This window comes from Micromonospora echinofusca (genome assembly GCF_900091445.1).
In the GTDB taxonomy this organism is placed as follows: Bacteria; Actinomycetota; Actinomycetes; order Mycobacteriales; family Micromonosporaceae; genus Micromonospora; species Micromonospora echinofusca.
In genome coordinates, this window is the sequence record NZ_LT607733.1 from 1,608,102 (window position 1) to 1,629,586 (window position 21,485).

16 protein-coding genes are annotated in these 21,485 nt (G+C 73.6%); 10 read left to right on the top strand and 6 right to left on the bottom strand.

Annotation, left to right across the window (positions count from 1 at the left end):
• Window positions 1-15: 15 nt before the first annotated feature.
• Window positions 16-1,884 carry a translational GTPase TypA gene (gene typA / locus GA0070610_RS07430; RefSeq protein WP_088999338.1) on the bottom strand — a complete coding sequence of 623 codons (1,869 nt, stop codon included), beginning with the start codon at window positions 1,882-1,884 and terminating at the stop codon, window positions 16-18.
• Between the two features lie 135 nt (window positions 1,885-2,019).
• On the opposite strand from typA, the gene GA0070610_RS07435 reads away from it, so the two are divergent.
• Window positions 2,020-3,417: a DedA family protein gene (locus GA0070610_RS07435; RefSeq protein ID WP_088999339.1), complete on the top strand. Its 1,398-nt coding sequence runs from the start codon at window positions 2,020-2,022 to the stop codon at window positions 3,415-3,417.
• Between the two features lie 126 nt (window positions 3,418-3,543).
• Here the strand turns inward: GA0070610_RS07435 and GA0070610_RS07440 are convergent, their stop codons facing one another.
• Window positions 3,544-5,679 (bottom strand): MMPL family transporter, encoded by a 2,136-nt coding sequence (locus tag GA0070610_RS07440; protein ID WP_088999340.1) that lies wholly within the window; start codon window positions 5,677-5,679, stop codon window positions 3,544-3,546.
• 169 nt (window positions 5,680-5,848) lie between these two features.
• On the opposite strand from GA0070610_RS07440, the gene GA0070610_RS07445 reads away from it, so the two are divergent.
• The 3 genes from GA0070610_RS07445 to GA0070610_RS07455 all read left to right on the top strand — a co-directional run bounded on the left by GA0070610_RS07445 (window position 5,849) and on the right by GA0070610_RS07455 (window position 9,107).
• Entirely contained in the window at window positions 5,849-6,364 is a 516-nt protein-coding gene (locus GA0070610_RS07445; protein WP_088999341.1) for a MarR family winged helix-turn-helix transcriptional regulator, read from the top strand.
• A 4-nt stretch (window positions 6,365-6,368) separates the two neighbouring features.
• The gene (locus GA0070610_RS07450) at window positions 6,369-8,051 is read left to right on the top strand and encodes a CocE/NonD family hydrolase (RefSeq protein WP_088999342.1); all 1,683 of its coding nucleotides are present in this window, start codon (window positions 6,369-6,371) and stop codon (window positions 8,049-8,051) included.
• A 147-nt stretch (window positions 8,052-8,198) separates the two neighbouring features.
• Entirely contained in the window at window positions 8,199-9,107 is a 909-nt protein-coding gene (locus GA0070610_RS07455) for a hypothetical protein (RefSeq protein WP_088999343.1), read from the top strand.
• A 359-nt stretch (window positions 9,108-9,466) separates the two neighbouring features.
• Here the strand turns inward: GA0070610_RS07455 and GA0070610_RS07460 are convergent, their stop codons facing one another.
• A complete protein-coding gene (locus GA0070610_RS07460) occupies window positions 9,467-9,670 on the bottom strand; it encodes a cold-shock protein (protein ID WP_088999344.1) in 204 nt (67 codons plus the stop codon).
• Window positions 9,671-9,855: 185 nt separating this feature from the next.
• Here GA0070610_RS07460 and GA0070610_RS07465 point away from each other — a divergent pair, with 185 nt between their 5' ends.
• Both GA0070610_RS07465 and GA0070610_RS07470 read left to right on the top strand, forming a co-directional pair.
• Window positions 9,856-10,539: a class I SAM-dependent methyltransferase gene (locus GA0070610_RS07465; protein WP_392567294.1), complete on the top strand. Its 684-nt coding sequence runs from the start codon at window positions 9,856-9,858 to the stop codon at window positions 10,537-10,539.
• Between the two features lie 99 nt (window positions 10,540-10,638).
• Window positions 10,639-11,250 (top strand): DedA family protein, encoded by a 612-nt coding sequence (locus GA0070610_RS07470; RefSeq protein ID WP_088999346.1) that lies wholly within the window; start codon window positions 10,639-10,641, stop codon window positions 11,248-11,250.
• Between the two features lie 118 nt (window positions 11,251-11,368).
• On the opposite strand, the gene GA0070610_RS07475 is transcribed toward GA0070610_RS07470, so the two are convergent.
• Complete coding sequence (locus GA0070610_RS07475) at window positions 11,369-12,022, bottom strand: MBL fold metallo-hydrolase (protein WP_088999347.1); 654 nt, start codon at window positions 12,020-12,022, stop codon at window positions 11,369-11,371.
• Window positions 12,023-12,027: 5 nt separating this feature from the next.
• Complete coding sequence (locus GA0070610_RS07480; RefSeq protein ID WP_088999348.1) at window positions 12,028-12,744, bottom strand: maleylpyruvate isomerase family mycothiol-dependent enzyme; 717 nt, start codon at window positions 12,742-12,744, stop codon at window positions 12,028-12,030.
• 171 nt (window positions 12,745-12,915) lie between these two features.
• Here GA0070610_RS07480 and rsgA point away from each other — a divergent pair, with 171 nt between their 5' ends.
• The 3 genes from rsgA to GA0070610_RS07495 all read left to right on the top strand — a co-directional run bounded on the left by rsgA (window position 12,916) and on the right by GA0070610_RS07495 (window position 17,917).
• Window positions 12,916-13,968 (top strand): ribosome small subunit-dependent GTPase A, encoded by a 1,053-nt coding sequence (rsgA, locus tag GA0070610_RS07485; RefSeq protein WP_088999349.1) that lies wholly within the window; start codon window positions 12,916-12,918, stop codon window positions 13,966-13,968.
• 320 nt (window positions 13,969-14,288) lie between these two features.
• The gene (gene uvrA, locus GA0070610_RS07490; RefSeq protein ID WP_088999350.1) at window positions 14,289-17,228 is read left to right on the top strand and encodes an excinuclease ABC subunit UvrA; all 2,940 of its coding nucleotides are present in this window, start codon (window positions 14,289-14,291) and stop codon (window positions 17,226-17,228) included.
• Between the two features lie 206 nt (window positions 17,229-17,434).
• On the top strand, window positions 17,435-17,917 hold the full coding sequence (locus GA0070610_RS07495; RefSeq protein WP_088999351.1) for a Rieske (2Fe-2S) protein: 483 nt from the start codon (window positions 17,435-17,437) through the stop codon (window positions 17,915-17,917).
• A 48-nt stretch (window positions 17,918-17,965) separates the two neighbouring features.
• On the opposite strand, the gene GA0070610_RS07500 is transcribed toward GA0070610_RS07495, so the two are convergent.
• Window positions 17,966-19,246 (bottom strand): MFS transporter, encoded by a 1,281-nt coding sequence (locus tag GA0070610_RS07500; RefSeq protein ID WP_088999352.1) that lies wholly within the window; start codon window positions 19,244-19,246, stop codon window positions 17,966-17,968.
• A gap of 216 nt (window positions 19,247-19,462) precedes the next feature.
• Between GA0070610_RS07500 and uvrC the strand changes: the two genes are divergently transcribed.
• On the top strand, window positions 19,463-21,469 hold the full coding sequence (gene uvrC, locus GA0070610_RS07505) for an excinuclease ABC subunit UvrC (protein ID WP_088999353.1): 2,007 nt from the start codon (window positions 19,463-19,465) through the stop codon (window positions 21,467-21,469).
• The last annotated feature ends 16 nt before the right edge of the window (window positions 21,470-21,485 follow it).

Below are 21,485 nucleotides of genomic sequence, written 5' to 3' on the forward strand. Positions count from 1 at the left end.
GGCTGCCGTCGTACGTCAGCCGGCGTGCTTGCGGCGGGCGGCGGCCCGGCCACGGGTGGTCTGGTCGAGCACCACCTTGCGGATCCGGATCGCGGCCGGGGTGACCTCGACGCACTCGTCCTCGCGGCAGAACTCGAGGGCCTGCTCCAGCGACAGCTTGCGCGGCGGGATCAGCTTCTCGGTCTCGTCGGAGGTCGACGCGCGCATGTTGGTGAGCTTCTTCTCCTTGGTGATGTTGACGTCCATGTCGTCGGAGCGGGAGTTCTCGCCGACGATCATGCCCTCGTACACCTCGGTGGTCGGCTCGACGAAGAGCTGGCCGCGCTCCTGAAGGTTGATCATCGCGAACGACGTCACGGCGCCGGCCCGGTCGGCGACCAGGGAGCCGTTGTTGCGGGTGCGCAGCTCGCCGAACCACGGCTCGTACGACTCGAAGACGTGGTGCAGGATGCCGGTGCCCCGGGTGTCGGTGAGGAACTCGGTGCGGAAGCCGATCAGGCCCCGGGCCGGGACGAGCCACTCCATCCGGATCCAGCCGGTGCCGTGGTTGACCAACTGCTCCATGCGGCCCTTGCGGGTGGCCAGCAGCTGGGTGATCGCGCCCAGGTACTCCTCGGGGGCGTCGATGGTGAGCCGCTCGACGGGCTCGCAGGTCTTGCCGTCGATCTCCCGGGTGACGACCTGCGGCTTGCCGACGGTCAGCTCGAAGGACTCGCGGCGCATCTGCTCGACGAGGATGGCCAGCGCCAGCTCGCCGCGGCCCTGCACCTCCCACGCGTCGGGGCGCTCGGTGGGCAGCACCCGCAGCGACACGTTGCCGACCAGTTCCTTGTCCAGGCGGTCCTTGACCATCCGGGCGGTGACCTTGGCGCCCTTGACCCGGCCGACCAGCGGCGAGGTGTTGGTGCCGATGGTCATGGAGATGGCCGGCTCGTCGACGGTGATCAGCGGCAGCGGGCGCGGGTCCTCCGCGTCGGCCAGGGTCTCACCGATCATGATCTCGGGGATGCCGGCGACGGCGATGATGTCGCCGGGGCCCGCCGAGTCGGCCGGCTTGCGCTCCAGCCCCTCGGTCATCAGCAGCTCGGAGATGCGGACCCGCTGGGTGCTGCCGTCGGTGCGGCACCAGGCCACGGTCTGACCCTTGCTGATGGTGCCCTGGCGCACGCGGCACAGCGCCAGCCGGCCGAGGAACGGGGAGGCGTCGAGGTTGGTGACGTGCGCCTGCAACGGCGCGTCCTCCTCGTACGCGGGCGGCGGGATGGTGTCGAGCAGCGTGCGGAACAGCGGCTCCAGGCTGGTGCTGTCGTCGGGGACCGCGCCGTCGGCCGGCTGGGTCAGCGAGGCGATGCCGTCGCGGGCGCAGGCGTAGACGATCGGGAAGTCGATCTGCTCCTCGTCGGCGTCCAGGTCGAGGAAGAGCTCGTAGGTGTCGTCCACGACCTCCTTGATCCGGGCGTCGGGACGGTCCACCTTGTTGATCACCAGGATGATCGGCATACGGGCCTTGAGCGCCTTGCGGAGCACGAACCGGGTCTGCGGCAGGGGGCCCTCGCTGGCGTCCACCAGCAGCACCACGCCGTCGACCATGGTCAGGCCGCGCTCCACCTCGCCACCGAAGTCGGCGTGGCCGGGGGTGTCGATGATGTTGATGGTCACCGGGTCGGAGCCGTCGGCCGGCAGGTACCGCACGCCGGTGTTCTTGGCCAGGATGGTGATGCCCTTTTCCCGTTCGAGGTCCATCGAGTCCATGACCCGTTCGGTTACCTCGCCGCGGGCGCCGTAGGCGCCGGCCTGCCGCAACATGGCGTCGACCAGGGTCGTCTTGCCGTGGTCGACGTGGGCGATGATGGCGACGTTGCGGAGGTCGGTGCGAAGCTGCATACCCTCCATACTCCTGTCTGCGGTTGCCGGGGCACGCGTCGGGGTCTACCCGCGAATGCCCCGGATCTCTGCCGAAACTGATGTTCCGACCGTTTCAGCGCCTGGCATGCTGACCCCCGTGGGAATGGGGGCCCGATGCACGACCTGCTGACCTCGCTGCAGGGCCTGCCGCCCCTGCTGATCTATGTGATCGCCGCGATTGTCGTCGCGGGGGAGACCGCCGTGATCTTCGGTCTGCTGGTGCCGGGCGAGGCGACCCTGTTGCTGATCGGCTTCCTAGCGTACGCGGGGACGCTGCGGCTCGTACCGGCGCTGCTGGTGATGATCCTTGCAGCAGTGATCGGCGACACACTGGCGTACCGGGCGGGCCAGCGGCACGGGCCCCGGCTGCGGGCCGGCCGGCTGGGCGCCCGGGTGGGGCACGAGCGGTGGAGCCGGGCGGACGCGATGCTCGGCCGGCTGGGCGGTCGCGGGGTGCTCACCGCCCGCTGGGTGGCCTTCGCCCGCACGCTGGTGCCTCGGCTGGCCGGGGCGGCCAGGATGCCGTACCGGCGGTTCGCGCCGTGGAACCTCGCCGGCGTGGTGACCTGGGTGGGTGGTTCGGTGCTCGCGGGCAACCTGGCGGGGGAGTCGTACGAGACGGTGTCCCGGCTGCTCGGGCGGGCCACGGGCGCGGTGCTGGTGCTGGTGGCCGCGCTGGTCGCGGTGGTGCTGGCGGGGCGGTGGCTGGGCCGCAACCCGGATCCGGTCCGGGCGCTGGCGTCGCGGGCGGCGGGGCTGCGGCCGGTGCGCTGGCTCAGCGGCCGCTACGGGGTGCTGTTCTTCCTGCTCGCCATGCACGTCGGGCCGGCCTGGACGTTGCTGATCAACCTGGTCGCCGGCCTGCTGCTGCTCTTCGTGGCCGGGTTCGCCATCGCGTGGGTGCTCGGGGCGGTCGTGCGGCACAGCGGCCTGGCGGTGCTCGACGGCGCGATCGCCGACTGGTTCGCCGACCGGCGTACGCCCGGGGCGGTCGACGTGACGCTCGCGGTGGTCTCGGCGCTGCGCGGCTCGTCGCTGATCGTGCTGGTGGCCGTCGTCGCGGCGGTGCTGGCCTGGCGCAACCGGCCCTGGCGGGCGGACCTGCTCAGCGTGGTCGGCACGGTCGGGGCGTTCGTACCGCTGGTGGTGCTGGCCGTGGTGGTCGACCTGGCCGGGCCGGCGGCGGGCGGGCCGGACGGCCGTGGCAGCGCCCTGTTCCCGGCGCAGAACGCCGTGGTGGCGGCCAGCCTCTGCACGCTGGCCTGGCTGTCGTCGCGGAGGGCGCGCTGGCCCGTGGCGGTGGCGGCCTGGACCGCCGCGGCGGCCGGCGTGGTCGGCATCGTCGGTGCCCGCCTCTACCTGGGGCTGAGCACCGCCAGCGGCAGCGCCACGGCGGTGCTGCTCGGGGTGGCCTGGACGGCGCTGTTCATGGTCGCCTGGGCGACCCGCGACAAGGCGGTGGGCGGCGACCCGGCGGAGCCGGCGCCGGTGGCGCTGCGCGCGGACGCCTGAGCCGACCCGGGGCGCCCGGCGTGCCCGCACCGCCTGAGCCGAATCGGGCCGACCGGCGTGCCGGCATCGACGGCAAGCGGGGGCCGTGGCGTCGCCGCCACGGCCCCCGCCGCCTCCGAGGGTCGGTCAGTCCCGGCTGGTGACCGATTCGCGTCCCGGCGTGGTTTCGTCCTCGTCCCCGGCGGGCTCGCGCCTGATCCGCCCCGGCCACCAGAAGCGGTCGCCGAGCGTGAACGCCAGCGCCGGCACCAGGACCGTCCGGACGAGCAGGGTGTCCAGCAGGACGCCGATGCAGACGATGATCCCGATCTGGGTCAGCAGGAGCAGCGGCAGGACGCCGAGGACGGCGAAGACCGCCGCGAGCAGGATGCCGGCGCTGGTGATGACGCCACCGGTCACCCGCAGGGCCGAGAGCATGCCGGCGCGGGTGCCGCTGCGCCGGGCGTCCTCGCGGGCCCGGGTGACGAGGAAGATGTTGTAGTCCACACCGAGCGCCACCAGGAACACGAAGGCCAGCAGCAGCACGCCGCTGTCGAGCGCCGGCATGTCGAGCACGTGGTCGAAGAGCAGCCACGACGCGCCGATGCTGGCGAAGAACGAGGCGATCACCGTGAGCACGAGCAGCACCGGGGCGACCAGGCCGCGCAGGAGCAGCACCAGCACCGCGCCGACGAGCAGCAGGATGATCGGCAGGATCAGCCGCAGGTCCCTGCCGTTGGCCTCGTTCTCGTCGTAGGTGGCGGCGACGGCGCCGCCCACCACCGCGCCGTCGAACGCGGGCGCGCCCTCGACCGCGGGCGGGGCGGAGTCGGGCACCGCCGCGACCGCGTCCCGCAGGGCCTCGACGGCCCGGCTCGCGGCGTCGGTGCCGGGCTCGGCCTCCAGCACGACGTCGACCTGGGCGACCCGGGCGCCCGCCTCGCCGGGACGTGCGGAGGCGACGCCGGGGACCCCGGCGGCGGTGTCCGTGACGGCCCGTACCGCCGTGGGGGTGGTGAGCACGGCGACCGGCTGGGTCGTGCCCGCGGGGAAGGACCGCGCGAGGGTCTCCGCGCCGGCGACGGCTTCCGGCTTGACCCGGAACTGCTCGGTCTCCGACAGGCCGGTGTTGATGCCGAGCCCGCCGAGGGCGAGCCCGGCCAGCAGCAGCGTCGCGAGCAGCGCGACCGGTGCGGGACGGCGCTCGACGGCGGCACCCAGCCGGCCCCACAGCCGGCCCTCGCGGACCTCCCCGCCGACCCGGGGCACGAAGGGCCAGAACAGGCCGCGTCCGAAGATCACCAGGGCCGCCGGGAGGACGAACAACGCCGAGAGCATGGCGAGGACGACGCCCGTCGCGCAGGCCACGGCGAGGGCGCGGTTGAGTTCCTGCTCCGACAGCAGCAGGGTGAGCACGCCGAGGACGACGGTGGAGCCGCTGGCGAGGATGGGCTCGGCGACGCGACGCAGCGCCGCGCGCATCGCCACGAAGCGGTCCTCCTCGCGGCGCAGTTCCTCGCGGTAGCGGGCGATCAGCAGCAGGGCGTAGTTGGTGGCGGCGCCGAAGACGAGGACGCTGGCGATGCCGGTGACGGCGCCGCCGGGCAGGTTGATGCCGACGGCCGGGACGACCGTGTCGAGGGCGCGCAGCGTGAGCTGCTCGGTCGCGGCGACGACGACGAGCGGCACGATCCACAGGAACGGGCTGCGGTAGGTGATGAGCAGCAGCAGGGCCACGACCCCGGCGGTGACGGCGAGCAGCGTGGTGTCGGCGCCGTCGAAGACCTTCGTCAGGTCGGTGGCGAACGCGGGTCCGCCGGTGACCTCCACGTTCAGCCCGTCCGGCACGTCGTCCAGGGACGCGCGCAGCTGGTCGATCCGGCCGGCGACCTCCTGCTGCCCGCCGGCGGTCGACAGCGGTACGGCGACGAGTGCGACGGTGCCGTCGGGGGAGACCTGTGGCGGGCTGACCTGCCCGCCGACGGCGAACTGGCCGAGGTCACCGGACTGGCCGGTGAGGGCGGCGCGGTCGGCCTCGGTGAGGGCCGCCCGGTCGGCGCGGCTGACGACGACGATCGCCGGCTGGACGTCGCGGGAGGGCAGTTGATCCTGGAGGCGCTCCACCTGGGTCGACTGCCACTCCAAGGAGAGGCCGGTGGACGAGACGGGCGCCGGGTTCTCGGGCCTGGGCAGCCCGAAGACGACCGCCCCGAAGACGATCGCGGCGACCACGGTGAGCCACGCGGTGAGCCGTCCGCGCGCCACGCGGGTGAACACTGACATCGGATGCCCTTCACGGTCTCTCGATGGATTGCGTACGACGCTCAAGACCTCGCGAACGACGCAAAGTGCCGGCAGTCGAGTATCTTGATAAACGAGATTATCGACTGCTGAGTTATGCTGCAACCGGAACGGACGGCAGGAGGCGGCGACCGACGTGGCAGGTCACGGCATGTACCGGCGGCGCGACACGCGCCGCGAACGCCTCATCGCCGAGATCGGGGCCGAGCTGCGGCGCTACTCGGTCGACGCGCAGCACATCGGGCACGCCTTCGCCGGCCTGCACGGGCTCAACGCCACCGACCTCCAGGCGCTCATCGCGGTGATGGACGCCGAGCTGATCGGTCAGCCGATCACCCCCGGCCGCCTCGGCGAGCAGCTGAACCTGTCGTCCGGCTCGGTCACCGCGCTGATCGACCGGCTGGAGCGCGCGGGGCACATCCGTCGCGACCGCGACACCGCCGATCGCCGCAAGGTCTTCCTGCACTACGCCGAGCAGGGCGCCGCCCTCGCCATGGACTTCTTCCGCCCTCTCGGCCGACGTACCGACGACGTGATGGCCGGCTTCAGCGACGAGGAGCTGGAGGTGGTGCACCGGTTCATGACCGCGATGACCGCCTCCATGGCGGAGCACCGCGACGCGGTGCGCGCCGCCCGCGACGAGCCGGCCCGGCGCGCGAACGGCTGACGGCGTGCTCGACCGGCTGGCAACCCGCCTCGCCACCGCCGCCCTACGGTTGCCGCCCGCGCGCACCCGGCGGGTCACCCTCGCCCGGGGCATCCCGGTGCGGGTGCGCGACGGCGTGCCGCTGCGCACCGACCACTACGCCCCGGACCTGCCCGGCGCGCCCACCGTGCTGATCCGCACCCCGTACGGGCGGGGTGGTCCCATGCGGCTGCTCGGCCGGCTCGCCGCCGAGCGCGGCTTCCACGTGGTGATCCAGTCCTGCCGCGGCACGTTCGGCTCGGGCGGCGTCTTCGACCCGCTGGTGCACGAACGTGAGGACGGGCTCGACACCCTCGACTGGCTGCGCCGCCAGCCCTGGTGGTCCGGCGCGTTCGGAATGTTCGGCGCCAGCTACCAGGGCTTCGTGCAGTGGGCCCTCGCCGCCGACGCCGGCGAGGAACTGCGTGCGATGGTCGCGGTGGTGACCGCGTCGGGCACCCGTGACTCGACGTACGCCGGGGAGTCCTTCGCCCTGGACACCGTGCTCACCTGGGCCGAGCTGCTCCAGGCACAGACCGTGCCGTGGCTGGCCCGGCAGTGGGAACTCAAGCGCGGCCAGCCCCGGCTGGTCGCGGCCCTGGCCCACCTGCCGCTGGCCGAGGCGGACCGGGTGGCCACCGGCGTCACCGTGCCGTTCTTCCAGGAGTGGCTGCGCCACCACACCCCGGACGCCGACTACTGGCGGTCGCGGGTCTTCGGCGACCGGATCGCCGAGGTCCGCGCGCCGGTGGCGATGGTCAGCGGCTGGCACGACATCTTCCTGCCGGCCCAGCTGCGTGACTTCGCCGCGCTGCGCGCGGCCGGCAGGAGTCCCCGGTTGACGGTCGGGCCGTGGAACCACGGCAGTCCGGGGCTCTTCGTCGCGGCGCTGCGCGACGGGCTGGACCATCTCGACGCGCAGCTCGCCGGGCGGCGCCCGCGCGCGGGCGCCGCCGCCCCCGTACGGGTGCACGTCGGCGGCGCCGGCGGGGGCTGGCGGGACCTGCCCGACTGGCCGCCCCCGGCGGTGCCCACCCCGTGGCACCTGCACCCGGCGGGCGGGCTCGACACCGCCGCGCCGGTGCCGTCGGCGCCGGACGGCTTCCACTACGACCCGGCCGACCCGACGCCCTCGCTCGGCGGCCCGCTGCTCGTCGCCCAGCGGGCCGGCCCCGTGGACAACCGGCCGGTCGAGGCCCGGCCCGACGTGCTCACCTACACCAGCGCCCCACTCGACGCGCCCGTCGAGGTGATCGGCCTGGTACGCGCCGAGATCCACCTGCGCAGCGAACTGTCCCACCTGGACGTCTTCGTGCGACTGTGCGACGTGGACCGGCGCGGCCGATCCTGGAACGTCTGCGACGGCCTGGTCCGGGTCGCCCCCGACCGGTTCACCGCCGACGCGGCGGGCGTGGTGCGCGTACCCGTGGAACTCTGGCCCACCGCGCACCGCTTCGCGCCGGGGCACCGGCTGCGGGTGCAGGTCTCCGGCGGCGCCCACCCCCGCTACGCGCGCAACCCCGGCACCGGCGAAGCCCTCGGCTCGGCAGTCACCCTACGTGCCGGATGGCGGGAGATCCTGCACGACCCACAGTGTCCGTCCGGAGTGGTCCTGCCGATCATGCCGCCGGCACCACAGCTTTCTCCCAATCGAAAAAACCCCGCCTGAGCTGGGCATTCATCAATCGATGAGGCTATGGTTGGGCCAACGCCCGACGCTGTGCACCACTCGGTCGGGCCTGCCTGTGAGGCCCTCACGCCGCCTACGCGGTGTCACTGTCGTGCCCGGCCTCGACCATCCGCAAGGGGGAATCCCATGACGCGGGCACCGCAAAACCTGTTGGCCGTCCGCCGCCTGCTACTCGACCACCTCGACATCGATCCCGACAGATACCGCGACCAGGACCTCGAACCCGCCGAGGTCGGGATCGTCGGCGACCCCGCCCACCGGGGCGGTTACCACTGCGGCTCCGACCGGGTCGTGACGCAGGACTACTCCGTCGTCGAGTCCTCCCGGGACTCGTCCAGCCTCACCCTCGACGCGTCCGCGCTCGACGTCGGGTCCTTCCGGGTCAGCGTCGGTGGGCGGACCCACGATCTGCGGAGCTTCTCCACCTGGTGCGTCGAGCAGTGCGCCGCGGACAGCGCGGACAGTCGCGACATCCGGGAGATCATCTATTCCCCGGACGGCAAGGTCGTCCGACGGTGGGACCGCCTGCGTAGGCGGACCAGCGGCGACAACTCCCACCTGTGGCACACCCACTTCAGCTTCTTCCGCGACTCGACCAAGGCCAACCGCGACCAGACGCCGCTGTTCCGCCGCTACCTGACCGCCATCGGACTGATCGCCCCACCCGCAGAGGAGCCCACCATGGAACAGACCGACCAACTCGCCTACAGGACCGACGTGCCCACCCGTACCGTCGGTCAGGTCCTCGCCGACCTGGAGAACCTGCGCAACTGGCTGATCTCGCCCGTCGGAACGACGGGCCTGGTGAGCCCGCCGATGGACCAGTCGCCGCTGACGCTCCTGCTCGCGATGGCGCGCGGCTACCCGGCCCTGGTCACCCAGGTCAGGGCCCTGGCCGACGGCGATTTCAGCGACGAGCAGGCGATCATCGCCGGCGTGCTCGCCGGCCTGTCGCCGGAGCAGATCGCGGAGGCCATCCCGCCCACCATCGCCCAGCAGGTCACCGACGAGCTGGCCCGCCGCCTGGCGGCCTGACCGCCCGCGCGCGCAGCGTCGCGCCCCCGGGCGGTGCGGCCGGCGAGCGCGATTCGGCAACGGCAGTTGCGCAAGAATCGTTGCGCAACTGCCGTTCGCCCTGCTCCTGGCGGAGCCGACCTCGGCGTCCGAGGACGGCCTGCGTCGCGGCGCTCACCGGCCGCCGGCGTTGCTGATCCCGCTCGCCGGGCCCGGTGGTCGACTCTCCCTGCCGGCGATCGGCGGGATGCTGGTCAGCCCAGGGGTGCCTGCTGATGGGGCCGCTGCGGCGGAGACGGGACCTGCCCGCCGCGCCGAAGCGGCCCTGAGAACGCGCTGCGGCGACGGCCGGCATCCGGCCGCCGCCACCGGCACGGGATCTACAGCGAACGGACGTTGTCCGCCTGCGGACCCTTCTGACCCTGGGTCACCTCGAACTCGACCTTCTGGCCCTCGTTCAGCTCCCGGTAACCGCTCGACGCGATGGCCGAGTAGTGGACGAACACGTCCGGCCCTCCGCCATCCTGCTCGATGAAGCCGAAGCCCTTTTCCGAGTTGAACCACTTAACCGTGCCGGTTGCCATGCATCTCTCCCTGTTCCAAAGCGGGTGACCTCGGTCGTCGACCTATGATCGCCCGGTGCCACCCCGAGAGTAGCTGGCCGGACCCGGATTTGCTGGCCGAAGTGCCGCAGGCGATGTGGCGAACTCTCGGCGCGGGGGACGCGAAAGCCGGGCGGCACCCGGCCGGCTGGGGCATGCTTGCCCCGATGGGGAGTGCCACAGTTGACGCGTTGACCGAGCTGGAGCGGGAGATCGACGCTCCGGGCGACGGGCTGGACCGGCTGCGGCTGATGCGGATCCCGTTCGTCCCCGAGGTGCGGCTGCACCTCGCCGAGGACGCCATCGTCTGGTGGGCCCGGATGGAGGCGCAGGCCGGGCACGCCCTGCCGCCGCCGTACTGGGCGTCGGTCTGGGCCGGGGGTCAGGCCCTCGCCCGCCACCTGCTGGACCACCCCGGCCTCGTCGCCGGCCGCCGGGTGCTCGATCTCGCCGCCGGCTCCGGCCTGATCGCGATCGCCGCCGCGCTCGCCGGCGCCGAGCGGGTCGTCGCCAACGACATCGACCCCTACGCCGTAGCGGCGGTCACCGTCAACGCCCGGGCCAACCACGTGACGGTCGCGGCCGCCGGCGGCGACCTGCTCGACTCCGACCCCGACGGGACGGACCTGCTGGTGGCCGGCGACGTGCTCTACGACGCGACGATGGCGGCGCGGGTGCTGCCCTTCCTGCGGCGCGCCGCCGCCACGGGCGCCGAGGTGCTGGTCGGCGACCCCGGGCGGGGCCACCTGCCACCGGGCCTGCTGGCGGCGGTGGCGAGCTACCCCGTGCCGACCACCGAGCCCTCGGTCGACTCGTCCGTGCGCCGGGTGCAGGTGCTGCGTCCCCGGTGACCCCCCGGCCCTCAGGGTCGACCCCGAGCCCGATACCAGGGGGCGCTGGGGGATCGGACCCGATGCTCCCGGTGGCCGGGCGGCCATAGCGTACGGGGCATGGCGGATTGGCTGACCCAGCTCGGAGAACTCCCCACCACCCTGCTCATGGGGGTGCTCGGGGTGGTGATGCTCTTCGACGCCGTACCGCTGCTCGGGGTGCTGGTCCCTGGCGACGTGGCGATCCTCGCCGCGACGGGGGTCGGCGGACCGAGCACCGGGGCCGCCACCTTCGCCGTGGTGGTGGCCGGCTGCCTGGCCGGCTGGTCGCTGAGCTTCCTCGCCGGCCGGCGGTACGGCGAGCAACTGCGGCGCAGCCGCCTCGGTGGCTGGATCGGCGAGGCGCGCTGGGCGGCGGCGGAGGGGATCCTCCAGCGCGGGGGCGGCCGGATGGTCCTGGTCGCGCCCTTCCTGCCGGTTTTCAACGCGCTGCTGCCGCTGGCGGCCGGCGGGCTGCGGATGTCGTACCCGCGATTCCTCGGCTGCGCGACGCTCGGCGCGGCGGCCTGGGCCGGTCTCTACCTGGTGCTGGGCACCGCCTCGCGGTCGGTGGCCGGGCTGCTGCCGGGGGAGTCCAGCCCGATGCTGGTCACCATGGCGGTCGGCCTGCTGCTGGCGGGCGTGGTGCTGATGGGTACGCGGCGGCGGCTGCGCGCCGTCACCGGCGCCTGACGCCCGGCAGGGGCCGGCGGGGGCCGGCGGACCGGCGGGGAACGGGGGAGCGGGGGGAGCCGGGGGACCGACGGGGGGAGCGGGGCCGGGCGCGATCGGCGCCCGGCCCCGCTGCGGTTCACCAGCCCCGGGCGCGCCACTGGGGCAGCGCGGGGCGTTCCGCGCCGAGCGTGCCGTCCTTGCCGTGACCCGGGTAGAACCAGGTCTCGTCGGGCAGCCGGTCGAACAGCTTGTGCTCGACGTCGTCGATGAGCGCGCCGAAGCGCTCCGGGTCGTTGTCGGTGTTGCCCACCCCGCCCGGGAACAGGCTGTCGCCGGTGAACAGGTGCGGCGTCCCGGCCGGATCCTGGTAGAGCAGCACGATGGAGCCAGGGGTGTGACCCTTGACGTGGATCACCTCCAGCGCGCAGTCGCCCACCGCCACGCTGTCGCCCTCGGCGAGCGTCGCGGCCTCGATCGGCAGCCCGGCCGCGTCGTCGGCGTGCACCAGCGCCCGGGCGCCCGTCTTGGCGACCACCTCCTCCAACGCCACCCAGTGGTCCATGTGCTGGTGGGTGGTGACCACGGTGGCCAGACCCGCGTCGCCCACCAGCTCGAGCAGCCGGGGCGCCTCGTTGGCGGCGTCGATGAGCACCTGCTCGCCGGTCGCCCGGCAGCGCAACAGGTAGGCGTTGTTGTCCATCGGGCCCACCGACACCTTCGTGATGGTGAGCCGGTCGAGCTCGCGTACGGCCGGCGTGCCGCCGGGCGTGACGTCTCCGCTGTAGGTCATGAGGTCTAGATCCATTCCGGTGGTTGCGGCAGGGGCCCGTCGGGGGTGACGGCCAGCATCGTGCCGGGGCTGCGGCCGATCAGCCAGGCGGCGATTTCGGGGGCGGCGCCGGTGACCGTGGGCGCGGTGGCCCGGTCGCCGACGACGAGTTCGTGCCGGCTGCCGTCGAAGCGCAGCACCATCGGGGGCACGTCCGTCCGGCCCGCGAGGTCGCCGGCCACCTCGTGCAGCAGCCGGTGGCCGAACGCCTCGGGCCAGTCGGCCGGCCGGTAGCCGGCGTCGAGGTCCACGTGGTGCACCTCGATCTCGCGCAGCCGGCCCCAGACCAGCATGGCCGCCGGCCACGGGCCGCGCCGCGTCTGGACGGTGGCCGCCCACGCCTCGACCGGCATTGCGGCGACGGCCTCGGTGAACCGGTCGGCCGAGCGGCGCAGGTCGTCCAGGTGGGCGTCCGGCGGGCGGGGCGCACCGGCCGCGATGTCGGCGTCCCGCGCCGTCGCGGAGGCGTACATCGGGATCGGCTCGCCGGTGCGCGCCGCGGTGAGCAGGTTGACGAAGCCGTCGGCGTTGCGGGCCAGATGGGCCAGGACGTGCCCCCGGCTCCAGCCCGGTAGCAGCGACGCGGCGGCGAGGTCGGCGCCGTCGAAGGCGGCCGCGGTCCGCAGCAGACGGTCCGTGGCTCCGTCCACCTCGCCCGTCAGCAGAAGCGGATCCATGGTCACCCACCGACCCTATCCGCCGGGCCGCCCCGCGTCGCCGGGGAAATCGCTTTCGGCGCGTCGCGGCACGTCCTACCGTCGGCGTCGAACGCGGCACCGGAACGGCGGGGGAGGTGGTGACCATGCCGGTAGCAGTACGCGTGCGTCAACCGCTCCGACACCGATGAGGATGCCATGACCATCGATCTGACCGCCCTCGGCTGGGACGCCGACCGGGCGGCACACGTACCGCGACGCGGCGGTCACCGACCGGGCCGGGTGGCCCGGGTGGACCGCGGCGTCTGCACCGTGCTGTGCGCGGACGGCCCGGTCCGCGCCACCCTGGGCGGGTCGGTCCTGGCCGCCGCCGCCCGCGACCTGACCCGGCTGCCCTGCGCGGGCGACTGGGTGCTGCTGGGCACCTGGCCCGACCGTAACGTCACCGTGGAGGCGGTGCTGCCCAGGCGTACCGCCCTCGTCCGGCGCACCGCCGGCAAGGACGCCAGCGGTCAGGTGCTGGCCGCCAACCTCGACGCCGCCGCCGTGGTGGAGCCCGTGCATCCCGAGCCGGACGTCGGCCGGATCGAGCGGCTGCTCTCCCTGGCGCACGAATCCGGCGCCCGGCCGCTGGTCGTGCTCACCAAGGCCGACCTGGCGGCCGACCCGCAAGCCGTCGCACGCCAGCTCGCCGGGGTCGCCCCGGGGGTGCCGGTGCTGGCCGTCAGCGCCGAGCACGGCACCGGGCTCGACCCGCTGCGCGCCGAGGTGGCCCCCGGCCGCACGCTCGGCCTGCTCGGGCCGTCCGGGGCCGGCAAGTCGAGCCTGGTCAACGCGCTGGCCGGGGCGGCGCTGATGCCCACCCAGGCGATCCGGCGCGTCGACGGCAAGGGCCGGCACACCACCACCTGGCGGGCGCTGCTGCCGGTGCCGGGCGGGGGCGCCGTGCTGGACACCCCGGGCGTACGGGCGGTCGGCCTGCTGGACGGCTCGGCAGGGCTGGACCGGGCGTTCGCCGACATCGCGGAGCTGGCCACCGGCTGCCGCTACGCCGACTGCGGGCACGACGGGGAGCCCGCCTGCGCGGTGCGCGAGGCGCTGGAGAGCGGCGAGCTGCCGACACGGCGCTGGGAGAGCTGGCGCAAGCTCCAGCGGGAGTTGGCCTTCGAGAGCCGGCGGCGGGAGGTCCGGCTGGCCGCGCAGCGGCGTGGCGGCTGGCGCGCGGGCCGGCGGCGGGCGGCCCGCCCCTGACGGAGGTACGCACGGGCGGGACCGGTCGACCGCCGGTCCCGCCCGTTTCTCCGGGCGCTGCGGGCCGGCTTCCCCGGGCGCGGCGGACCGCTTCCTCGCGCGCTGCGGACCGGCTTCCCCGGGCGCGGCGACCCCGGTTGTTCGGGCGCGGCGGACCGGGCTGAGCTGGGGGAATGTGCCGGCGAGGGAAGTTGTCGTACCTCGGGGCTAGAGTTGCCGAGGCGCCTTTCTGCGCGCCCACAACCACTCAGACAACCGCTCAGACCAGCCTTGGAGCGGACATTTCCTCCTCATCTTCTTCACCCGGGAGTACACGGACAGTGGCCGACCGACTGATCATCCGTGGCGCGCGCGAGCACAACCTGCGTGACGTCAGTCTCGACCTGCCCCGGGACGCCCTGATCGTGTTCACGGGGCTCTCCGGGTCGGGCAAGTCGAGCCTGGCCTTCGACACGATCTTCGCCGAGGGGCAGCGCCGCTACGTCGAGTCGCTGTCGTCGTACGCGCGGCAGTTCCTCGGCCAGATGGACAAGCCGGACGTCGACTTCATCGAGGGTCTGAGCCCGGCGGTCTCCATCGACCAGAAGTCCACCTCGCGCAACCCGCGCTCGACGGTGGGCACCATCACCGAGGTCTACGACTACCTCCGGCTGCTCTTCGCCCGCATCGGCGAGCCGCACTGCCCGGTCTGCGGCGAGCGGATCTCCCGGCAGACCCCGCAGCAGATCGTCGACCGGGTCCTCGCGATGGCCGAGGGCACCAAGTTCATGGTGCTCTCGCCCGTGGTGCGCGGCCGCAAGGGCGAATACGTCGACCTGTTCGCCGAGCTCCAGGCCAAGGGCTACGCCCGGGCCCGGGTCGACGGCGTGGTGCACCCGCTGACCGAGCCGCCGAAGCTCAAGAAGCAGGAGAAGCACACCATCGAGGTGGTGATCGACCGGCTCACGGTCAAGCCGAGCGCCAAGCAGCGGCTGACCGACTCGGTCGAGGCCGCCCTGGGCCTGTCCAACGGCCTGGTCCTGCTCGACTTCGTCGACCTGCCGGAGGACGACCCGGAGCGCGAGCGGCGCTACTCCGAGCACCTGGCGTGCCCCAACGACCACCCGCTCGCGATCGAGGACCTGGAGCCCCGGGTCTTCTCCTTCAACGCGCCCTACGGCGCGTGTCCCGAGTGCACCGGCCTCGGCACCAAGAAGGAGGTCGACCCGGAGCTGGTGGTCCCCGACCCGGAGCGCACCCTGCGCGAGGGCGCTGTCCAGCCCTGGTCGACCGGGCACAACCTGGAATACTTCCTGCGCCTGCTGGAGGCCCTCGGCGCGGCCGAGCACTTCGACGTCGACACGCCGTGGCGGGCCCTGCCGTCGCGGGCGCAGAAGACGATCCTGCACGGCTCCGACGACCAGGTGCACGTGCGCTACCGCAACAAGTTCGGCCGCGAGCGCTCCTACTACACCGGCTTCGAGGGCGTGGTGCAGTGGATCGAGCGCCGGCACACCGACACCGAGTCGGAGTGGTCGCGGGAGAAGTACGAGGGCTACATGCGCGACGTGCCCTGCGCGGCCTGCGGTGGCGCCCGGCTCAAGCCCGAGGTGCTCGCGGTCACCCTGGCCGGCCGGAGCATCGCCGAGGTCTGCAACCTCTCCGTCGGGGAGGCCGCCGACCTGCTCGCCGGCATCGAGCTGACCGACCGGCAGAAGATGATCGCCGAGCGGGTGCTCAAGGAGATCAACGCCCGGCTGAAGTTCCTGCTCGACGTCGGTCTCGACTACCTGTCCCTGGACCGCCCGGCCGGCACCCTCTCCGGCGGCGAGGCGCAGCGCATCCGGCTGGCCACCCAGATCGGCTCCGGCCTGGTCGGGGTGCTCTACGTCCTCGACGAGCCGTCGATCGGGCTGCACCAGCGCGACAACCACCGGCTGATCGAGACTCTGGTACGGCTGCGGGGCCTGGGCAACACGCTGATCGTGGTCGAGCACGACGAGGACACGATCCGCACCGCCGACTGGATCGTCGACATCGGCCCGGGCGCGGGTGAGCACGGCGGCAAGATCGTGCACAGCGGCTCCGTACCGGCGCTGCTGGAGAACCCGGAGTCGGTGACCGGGGCCTACCTGTCGGGGCGCCGGTCGATCCCGACCCCCCAGGGGCGTCGCCCGCAGACCCCGGAGCGGGAACTGGTGGTGCACGGCGCGCGCGAGCACAACCTGCGCAACCTGACCGTGTCGTTCCCGCTGGGCCAGCTCATCGCCGTCACCGGGGTCAGCGGCTCCGGCAAGTCGACGCTGGTCAACGACATCCTCTACGCGGTGCTGGCCAACCAGATCAACGGCGCCCGGCTGGTCCCCGGCCGGCACACCCGGGTCTCGGGGCTTGAGCACGTCGACAAGGTGGTCGGCGTCGACCAGTCGCCGATCGGCCGTACGCCGCGGTCCAACCCGGCCACCTACACGGGGGTCTGGGACCACGTCCGCAAGCTCTTCGCCGAGACCACCGAGGCCAAGGTCCGGGGGTACGGCCCCGGTCGGTTCTCGTTCAACGTCAAGGGCGGTCGCTGCGAGGCGTGCTCCGGCGACGGCACGATCAAGATCGAGATGAACTTCCTGCCCGACGTGTACGTCCCCTGCGAGGTCTGCAAGGGCGCCCGCTACAACCGGGAGACCCTGGAGGTGCACTACAAGGGCAAGACCGTCTCCGACGTGCTGGAGATGCCGATCGAGGAGGCGGCCGAGTTCTTCTCCGCCATCCCGGCCATCCACCGGCACCTCAAGACGCTGGTCGACGTCGGCCTCGGCTACGTACGGCTCGGCCAGCCCGCGCCCACGCTCTCCGGCGGCGAGGCGCAGCGGGTCAAGCTCGCCTCCGAGTTGCAGAAGCGCTCGACGGGGCGGACGGTCTACGTCCTCGACGAGCCGACCACCGGCCTGCACTTCGAGGACATCCGCAAGCTGCTGATGGTGCTCGAAGGGCTGGTCGACAAGGGCAACACGGTGATCACCATCGAGCACAACCTCGACGTGATCAAGACGGCCGACTGGTTGATCGACATGGGTCCCGAGGGCGGCCACCGGGGCGGCACGGTGCTCGCCACCGGCACCCCCGAGGAGGTCGCCGAGGTGCCCGGCAGCCACACCGGCCAGTTCCTGCGTCAGGTGCTCAAGCTCGACGGCGAGGCGAAGGGCGCGGCGGCGGCCACCTCCCGGGCGGCCAAGGCCAACGGCACGAAGTCCCGCGCCCGCAAGGTGCCGGCCGGGGCGCGCTGACGGCGCGCTCCGCCCGGCCGGCCCCGGCCACGCGCCCCGGCCACCGGCGCAGGGGCGGATCGCTGACGGGGCCACCCGGCGGGCCGACGGCCCACCCGGTGGCCCCGCGGTCGCCGATCGGGTGAACCGTCGGGCAGAGTGATCCGTGTACCCGAGTGTGGCCGCGGATCATGACCAGGCGGCGGCAGCCGAGAGAAGGGCGAGGCATGAGTGACGATCAGGGGCTGACCGGGCCGGCGACGCGGACGCGCCGCGCCCTCCTCACGGGCGCGGGCGCCGTCGGCGCGGCGGTGGTCCTGGCCGCCTGCGGCAGCGACGACTCCGGCGACGGGGCGGCCCCGACCAGCGGCGGCCCGGCGGTGCCCAGCACCGGTGACGCCGGCGGCGGCGACCGCGAGGGCGCCCAGTCGCTGGCCCGTACGGCCGACATCCCGGTCGGCGGCGGCACCGTCTATCCCGCGCAGGGCGTGGTGATCACCCAGCCCCGCGAGGGCGAGTTCAAGGGGTTCGACTCCATCTGCACCCACCAGGGCTGCCCGGTGACGAACGTCGACGGCGGCACCATCAACTGCACCTGCCACTTCAGCAAGTTCTCGATCGAGGACGGCTCGGTGAAGGGCGGCCCGGCCACCAAGCCGCTCCCGCCGAAGAACGTGAAGGTCACCGGCGACCAGATCTCGCTGGCCTGACCGGCGGAGCGGGGCCGCCAGCCCCGGCCCCATGGCCGCCGGCCCCGGTCACTCTGTCGTGGCGTTCGCACCGGCCCTCGGCCGCCCGCCGGCCGCCCGCGGCGGGTCGCGCAGGGCGGCGGGCGGCAGGCGCCGTTCCAGCAGCAGGACGCCGACGACGCCGAGGGCGTTGAGCAGCGCCAGCGCCAGCCAGGGCGCGGCGGTGCCGACCTCGTACAGGGTGCCGAAGAAGGCCGGCGCGACCATCGAGGCGAGGGCGAACGAGTACTGGAAGGCCGCCAGGTAGCGGCCCCGGGCGGCGACCGGTGCGGCGGCGGCGGCCAGCGCGGCGGAGGCCGGCGCGTGCACCACCTCCGCGACGGTGAACAGCAGCGTCGCCGCGACCAGCAGCGCGGCCACCACGCCGAGGCGCCCCGGACCGAGGGTGGCCATGGCGACTCCCCAGACCGTCCACAGGGCCGCCGCCAGCGCGACCGCGCGGGTGCGGCGGTGGCGCGGCAGGCGGGTGCCGACGGGTGCGGACAGCAGGGCGACGAGGAAGGCGTTGCCGGCCAGGACGGCGGAGGTCAGCCACGCGGGACCCCGCAGGTCCGTGAGCATCACCGTCGGCAGGGCCAGGCCGAGCATCATGCTGCTCAGCGCGAAGACGGTGTTCAGGCCGATGAGGGCGAGGAACGGGCGCTCCCGGACCAGCGTCGCGTACCCGCCCCGGCCGGATCCCGCCGGCCCACCGGCGGGCGGCGGGATGCGTACGCACGCCGCGATCAGCACCGCGGCGAGGGCGAAGCAGGCCGCCGCCGCGTAGGCCACCGCGCGGTAGGTCGCCGCCCGTCCGTCGGCCACCACCACCCCGGTGGTCAGGCCCCCGACCGCCAGCCCGGCGGTACGGGCGCCGTTGCTGATCGCGTACCAGGTGTCGCGGGTCCAGCCGCCCGGGCTGCCGTCGGCGTGGTCGGCGACCGCCGTGAAGACGGTGGACCAGAAGAACCGCACTCCGACGGCGACCAGCGCCGCCGCCACGAAGACGCCGACGGGGCCCCGCACCCAGGCGTACGCCAGATAGCCGGCCGCCTGGAGCAGTTGCGAGGCGACGACCACCGGCAGCGCCCCCACCCGGTCCGCCAGCGACCCCGCCCACAGCGGTACCGGCAGGGTGAGCACCGTGGCCGCGCTGAGCAGCACCCCGAGCAGCGCCAGGGGCACGTCGGTCAGCCGCAGGAAGTAGACCAGCGACAGGGGCAGGAAGAGCCCGTTGCCGATGGAGTCGACGGTGAGCGCCGCCACGAGGACCGCGCCCCCTCGGCTGCGTCCCCCGGGGTGTGCGCCCATGTCCCCCGTGCCCCCTCGCGTCTGCCCGGCCAGGGGCGGATGCTAGCCGGGAGCGGCTCCGGCGGCACCGCAATAACCCGGCTTCCGGTGCCGCAACCACCCCGGGCCCCGGCGCCGCGACGCCCGGCTTCCTGCGCCGCAACGACCCCGTGCCCCGGCGTGGGGGCGGAACCGGCGTCCCGGGGGCTGTCGGGGGCTCGGACTACGCTTGCTGGCGTGGCTGACCCCTCGACCTACCGTCCCGCGCCCGGCACCATCCCGGAGTCACCGGGGGTCTACCGGTTCCGCGACGGCACCGGCCGGGTGATCTACGTCGGCAAGGCGAAGAACCTGCGCAGCCGGCTCAACTCCTACTTTGGCGACATCTGGAACCTGCACGAGCGCACCCGACAGATGGTCACCACCGCCGAGTCGGTGGACTGGGTCACCGTCGGCACCGAGGTCGAGGCGCTCCAGCAGGAGTTCACGGAGATCAAGCAGTACGACCCGCGCTTCAACGTCCGCTACCGCGACGACAAGTCCTACCCCTACCTCGCGGTCACCCTCGACGAGGAGTTCCCCCGGTTGCAGGTGATGCGGGGCGCCAAGCGCAAGGGGGTGCGCTACTTCGGGCCCTACTCGCACGCCTGGGCGATCCGCGAGACGCTCGACCTGCTGCTGCGGGTCTTCCCGGCGCGCACCTGCTCGGCCGGGGTGTTCAAGCGGGCCAGCCAGGTCGGCCGCCCCTGCCTGCTCGGCTACATCGGCAAGTGCTCGGCCCCCTGCGTCGGCAGCGTCACGCCCGAGCGGCACCGGGAGATCGTCGACGGCTTCTGCGACTTCATGGCCGGGCGCACCGACACGATGGTGCGCCGGCTGGAGCGGGAGATGACCGACGCCAGCGAGCAGTTGGAGTTCGAGCGGGCGGCCCGGTTGCGCGACGACGTGGCCGCGCTGCGGCGGGCCATGGAGAAGCAGACCGTCGTGCTCGGCGACGGCACCGACGCCGACGTGGTCGCGTTCGCCGACGACCCCCTCGAGGCGGCCGTGCAGGTCTTCCACGTCCGCGACGGCCGGGTCCGTGGCCAGCGCGGCTGGGTGGTGGAGAAGACCGAGGAGCTGAGCACGGGCGACCTGGTGCACCACTTCTGCACCCAGGTCTACGGCGGCGAGCAGGGCGAGGCCGACGTGCCCCGCGAGCTGCTCGTGCCGGCGCTGCCCGCCGACGCTGACGCCCTGGCCGACTGGCTCTCCGGTCACCGGGGCAGCCGGGTGAGCCTGCGGGTGCCGCAGCGCGGCGACAAGCGGTCCCTGCTGGAGACGGTCGAGCGCAACGCCAAGGACGCCCTCGCCCGGCACAAGCTGCGCCGGGCCGGCGACCTGACCACCCGGAGCAAGGCGCTCGACGAGATCACCGAGGCGCTCGACATGCGCACCTCGCCGCTGCGCATCGAGTGTTTCGACATCTCGCAGATGCAGGGCACCGACGTGGTGGCGAGCATGGTCGTCTTCGAGGACGGGCTGCCGCGCAAGAGCGAATACCGGCGCTTCATCATCCGTGGCGCCACCGACGACCTCTCCGCGATGTCCGAGGTGCTGCGCCGCCGTTTCGCCCGCTACCTCGACGCCCGCGCCGAGACCGGCGAGGCGGGCGTCGAGCCGGCCGACGATCCGGTCGCCCCGGCCGGGCAGCCCGCGCCGATCGAGCCCTCTCAGCCCGACGGGTCCGACGAGCGCACCGTCGGCGCCCTGATCGACCCGACCACCGGCCGGCCGCGCAGGTTCGCGTACCCGCCGCAGCTGGTGGTGGTCGACGGCGGTGCGCCGCAGGTCGCGGCGGCGGCCCAGGCCCTGGCGGAGCTGGGCATCGACGACGTGGCGCTGTGCGGCCTGGCCAAGCGGCTGGAGGAGGTCTGGCTGCCCGACGACGAGTTCCCGGTCATCCTGCCGCGCACCTCGGAGGGGCTCTACCTGCTGCAGCGGGTACGCGACGAGGCGCACCGCTTCGCCATCACCTTCCACCGGCAGCGGCGCTCCAAGCGGATGACCGAGTCGGCGCTGGACAGGGTGCCCGGCCTGGGGGAGGTGCGGCGCAAGGCGCTGCTGCGGCACTTCGGCTCGCTCAAGCGCCTCTCCGCGGCCACTGTGGAGGAGATCACCGAGGTGCCGGGCGTGGGCCGGCGCACCGCCGAGGCGATCCTCGCCGCGCTCGGCGGCGAGGCGAAGGCCCCGGCGGCGGACTGACCGCACCGCCCCGGCT

Coding starts and splice junctions, on each gene's coding strand:
- typA (WP_088999338.1), bottom strand. CDS start 1,884: ATGCAGCTTCGCACCGACCTCCGCAACGTCGCCATCATCGCCCACGTC.
- GA0070610_RS07475 (WP_088999347.1), bottom strand. CDS start 12,022: ATGACCTACAGCGGAGACGTCACGCCCGGCGGCACGCCGGCCGTACGC.
- GA0070610_RS07465 (WP_392567294.1), top strand. CDS start 9,856: ATGGGGAGTGCCACAGTTGACGCGTTGACCGAGCTGGAGCGGGAGATC.
- GA0070610_RS07435 (WP_088999339.1), top strand. CDS start 2,020: ATGCACGACCTGCTGACCTCGCTGCAGGGCCTGCCGCCCCTGCTGATC.
- GA0070610_RS07445 (WP_088999341.1), top strand. CDS start 5,849: ATGTACCGGCGGCGCGACACGCGCCGCGAACGCCTCATCGCCGAGATC.
- GA0070610_RS07500 (WP_088999352.1), bottom strand. CDS start 19,246: ATGGGCGCACACCCCGGGGGACGCAGCCGAGGGGGCGCGGTCCTCGTG.
- GA0070610_RS07495 (WP_088999351.1), top strand. CDS start 17,435: ATGAGTGACGATCAGGGGCTGACCGGGCCGGCGACGCGGACGCGCCGC.
- GA0070610_RS07470 (WP_088999346.1), top strand. CDS start 10,639: ATGGCGGATTGGCTGACCCAGCTCGGAGAACTCCCCACCACCCTGCTC.
- rsgA (WP_088999349.1), top strand. CDS start 12,916: ATGACCATCGATCTGACCGCCCTCGGCTGGGACGCCGACCGGGCGGCA.
- GA0070610_RS07460 (WP_088999344.1), bottom strand. CDS start 9,670: ATGGCAACCGGCACGGTTAAGTGGTTCAACTCGGAAAAGGGCTTCGGC.
- GA0070610_RS07455 (WP_088999343.1), top strand. CDS start 8,199: ATGACGCGGGCACCGCAAAACCTGTTGGCCGTCCGCCGCCTGCTACTC.
- GA0070610_RS07440 (WP_088999340.1), bottom strand. CDS start 5,679: ATGTCAGTGTTCACCCGCGTGGCGCGCGGACGGCTCACCGCGTGGCTC.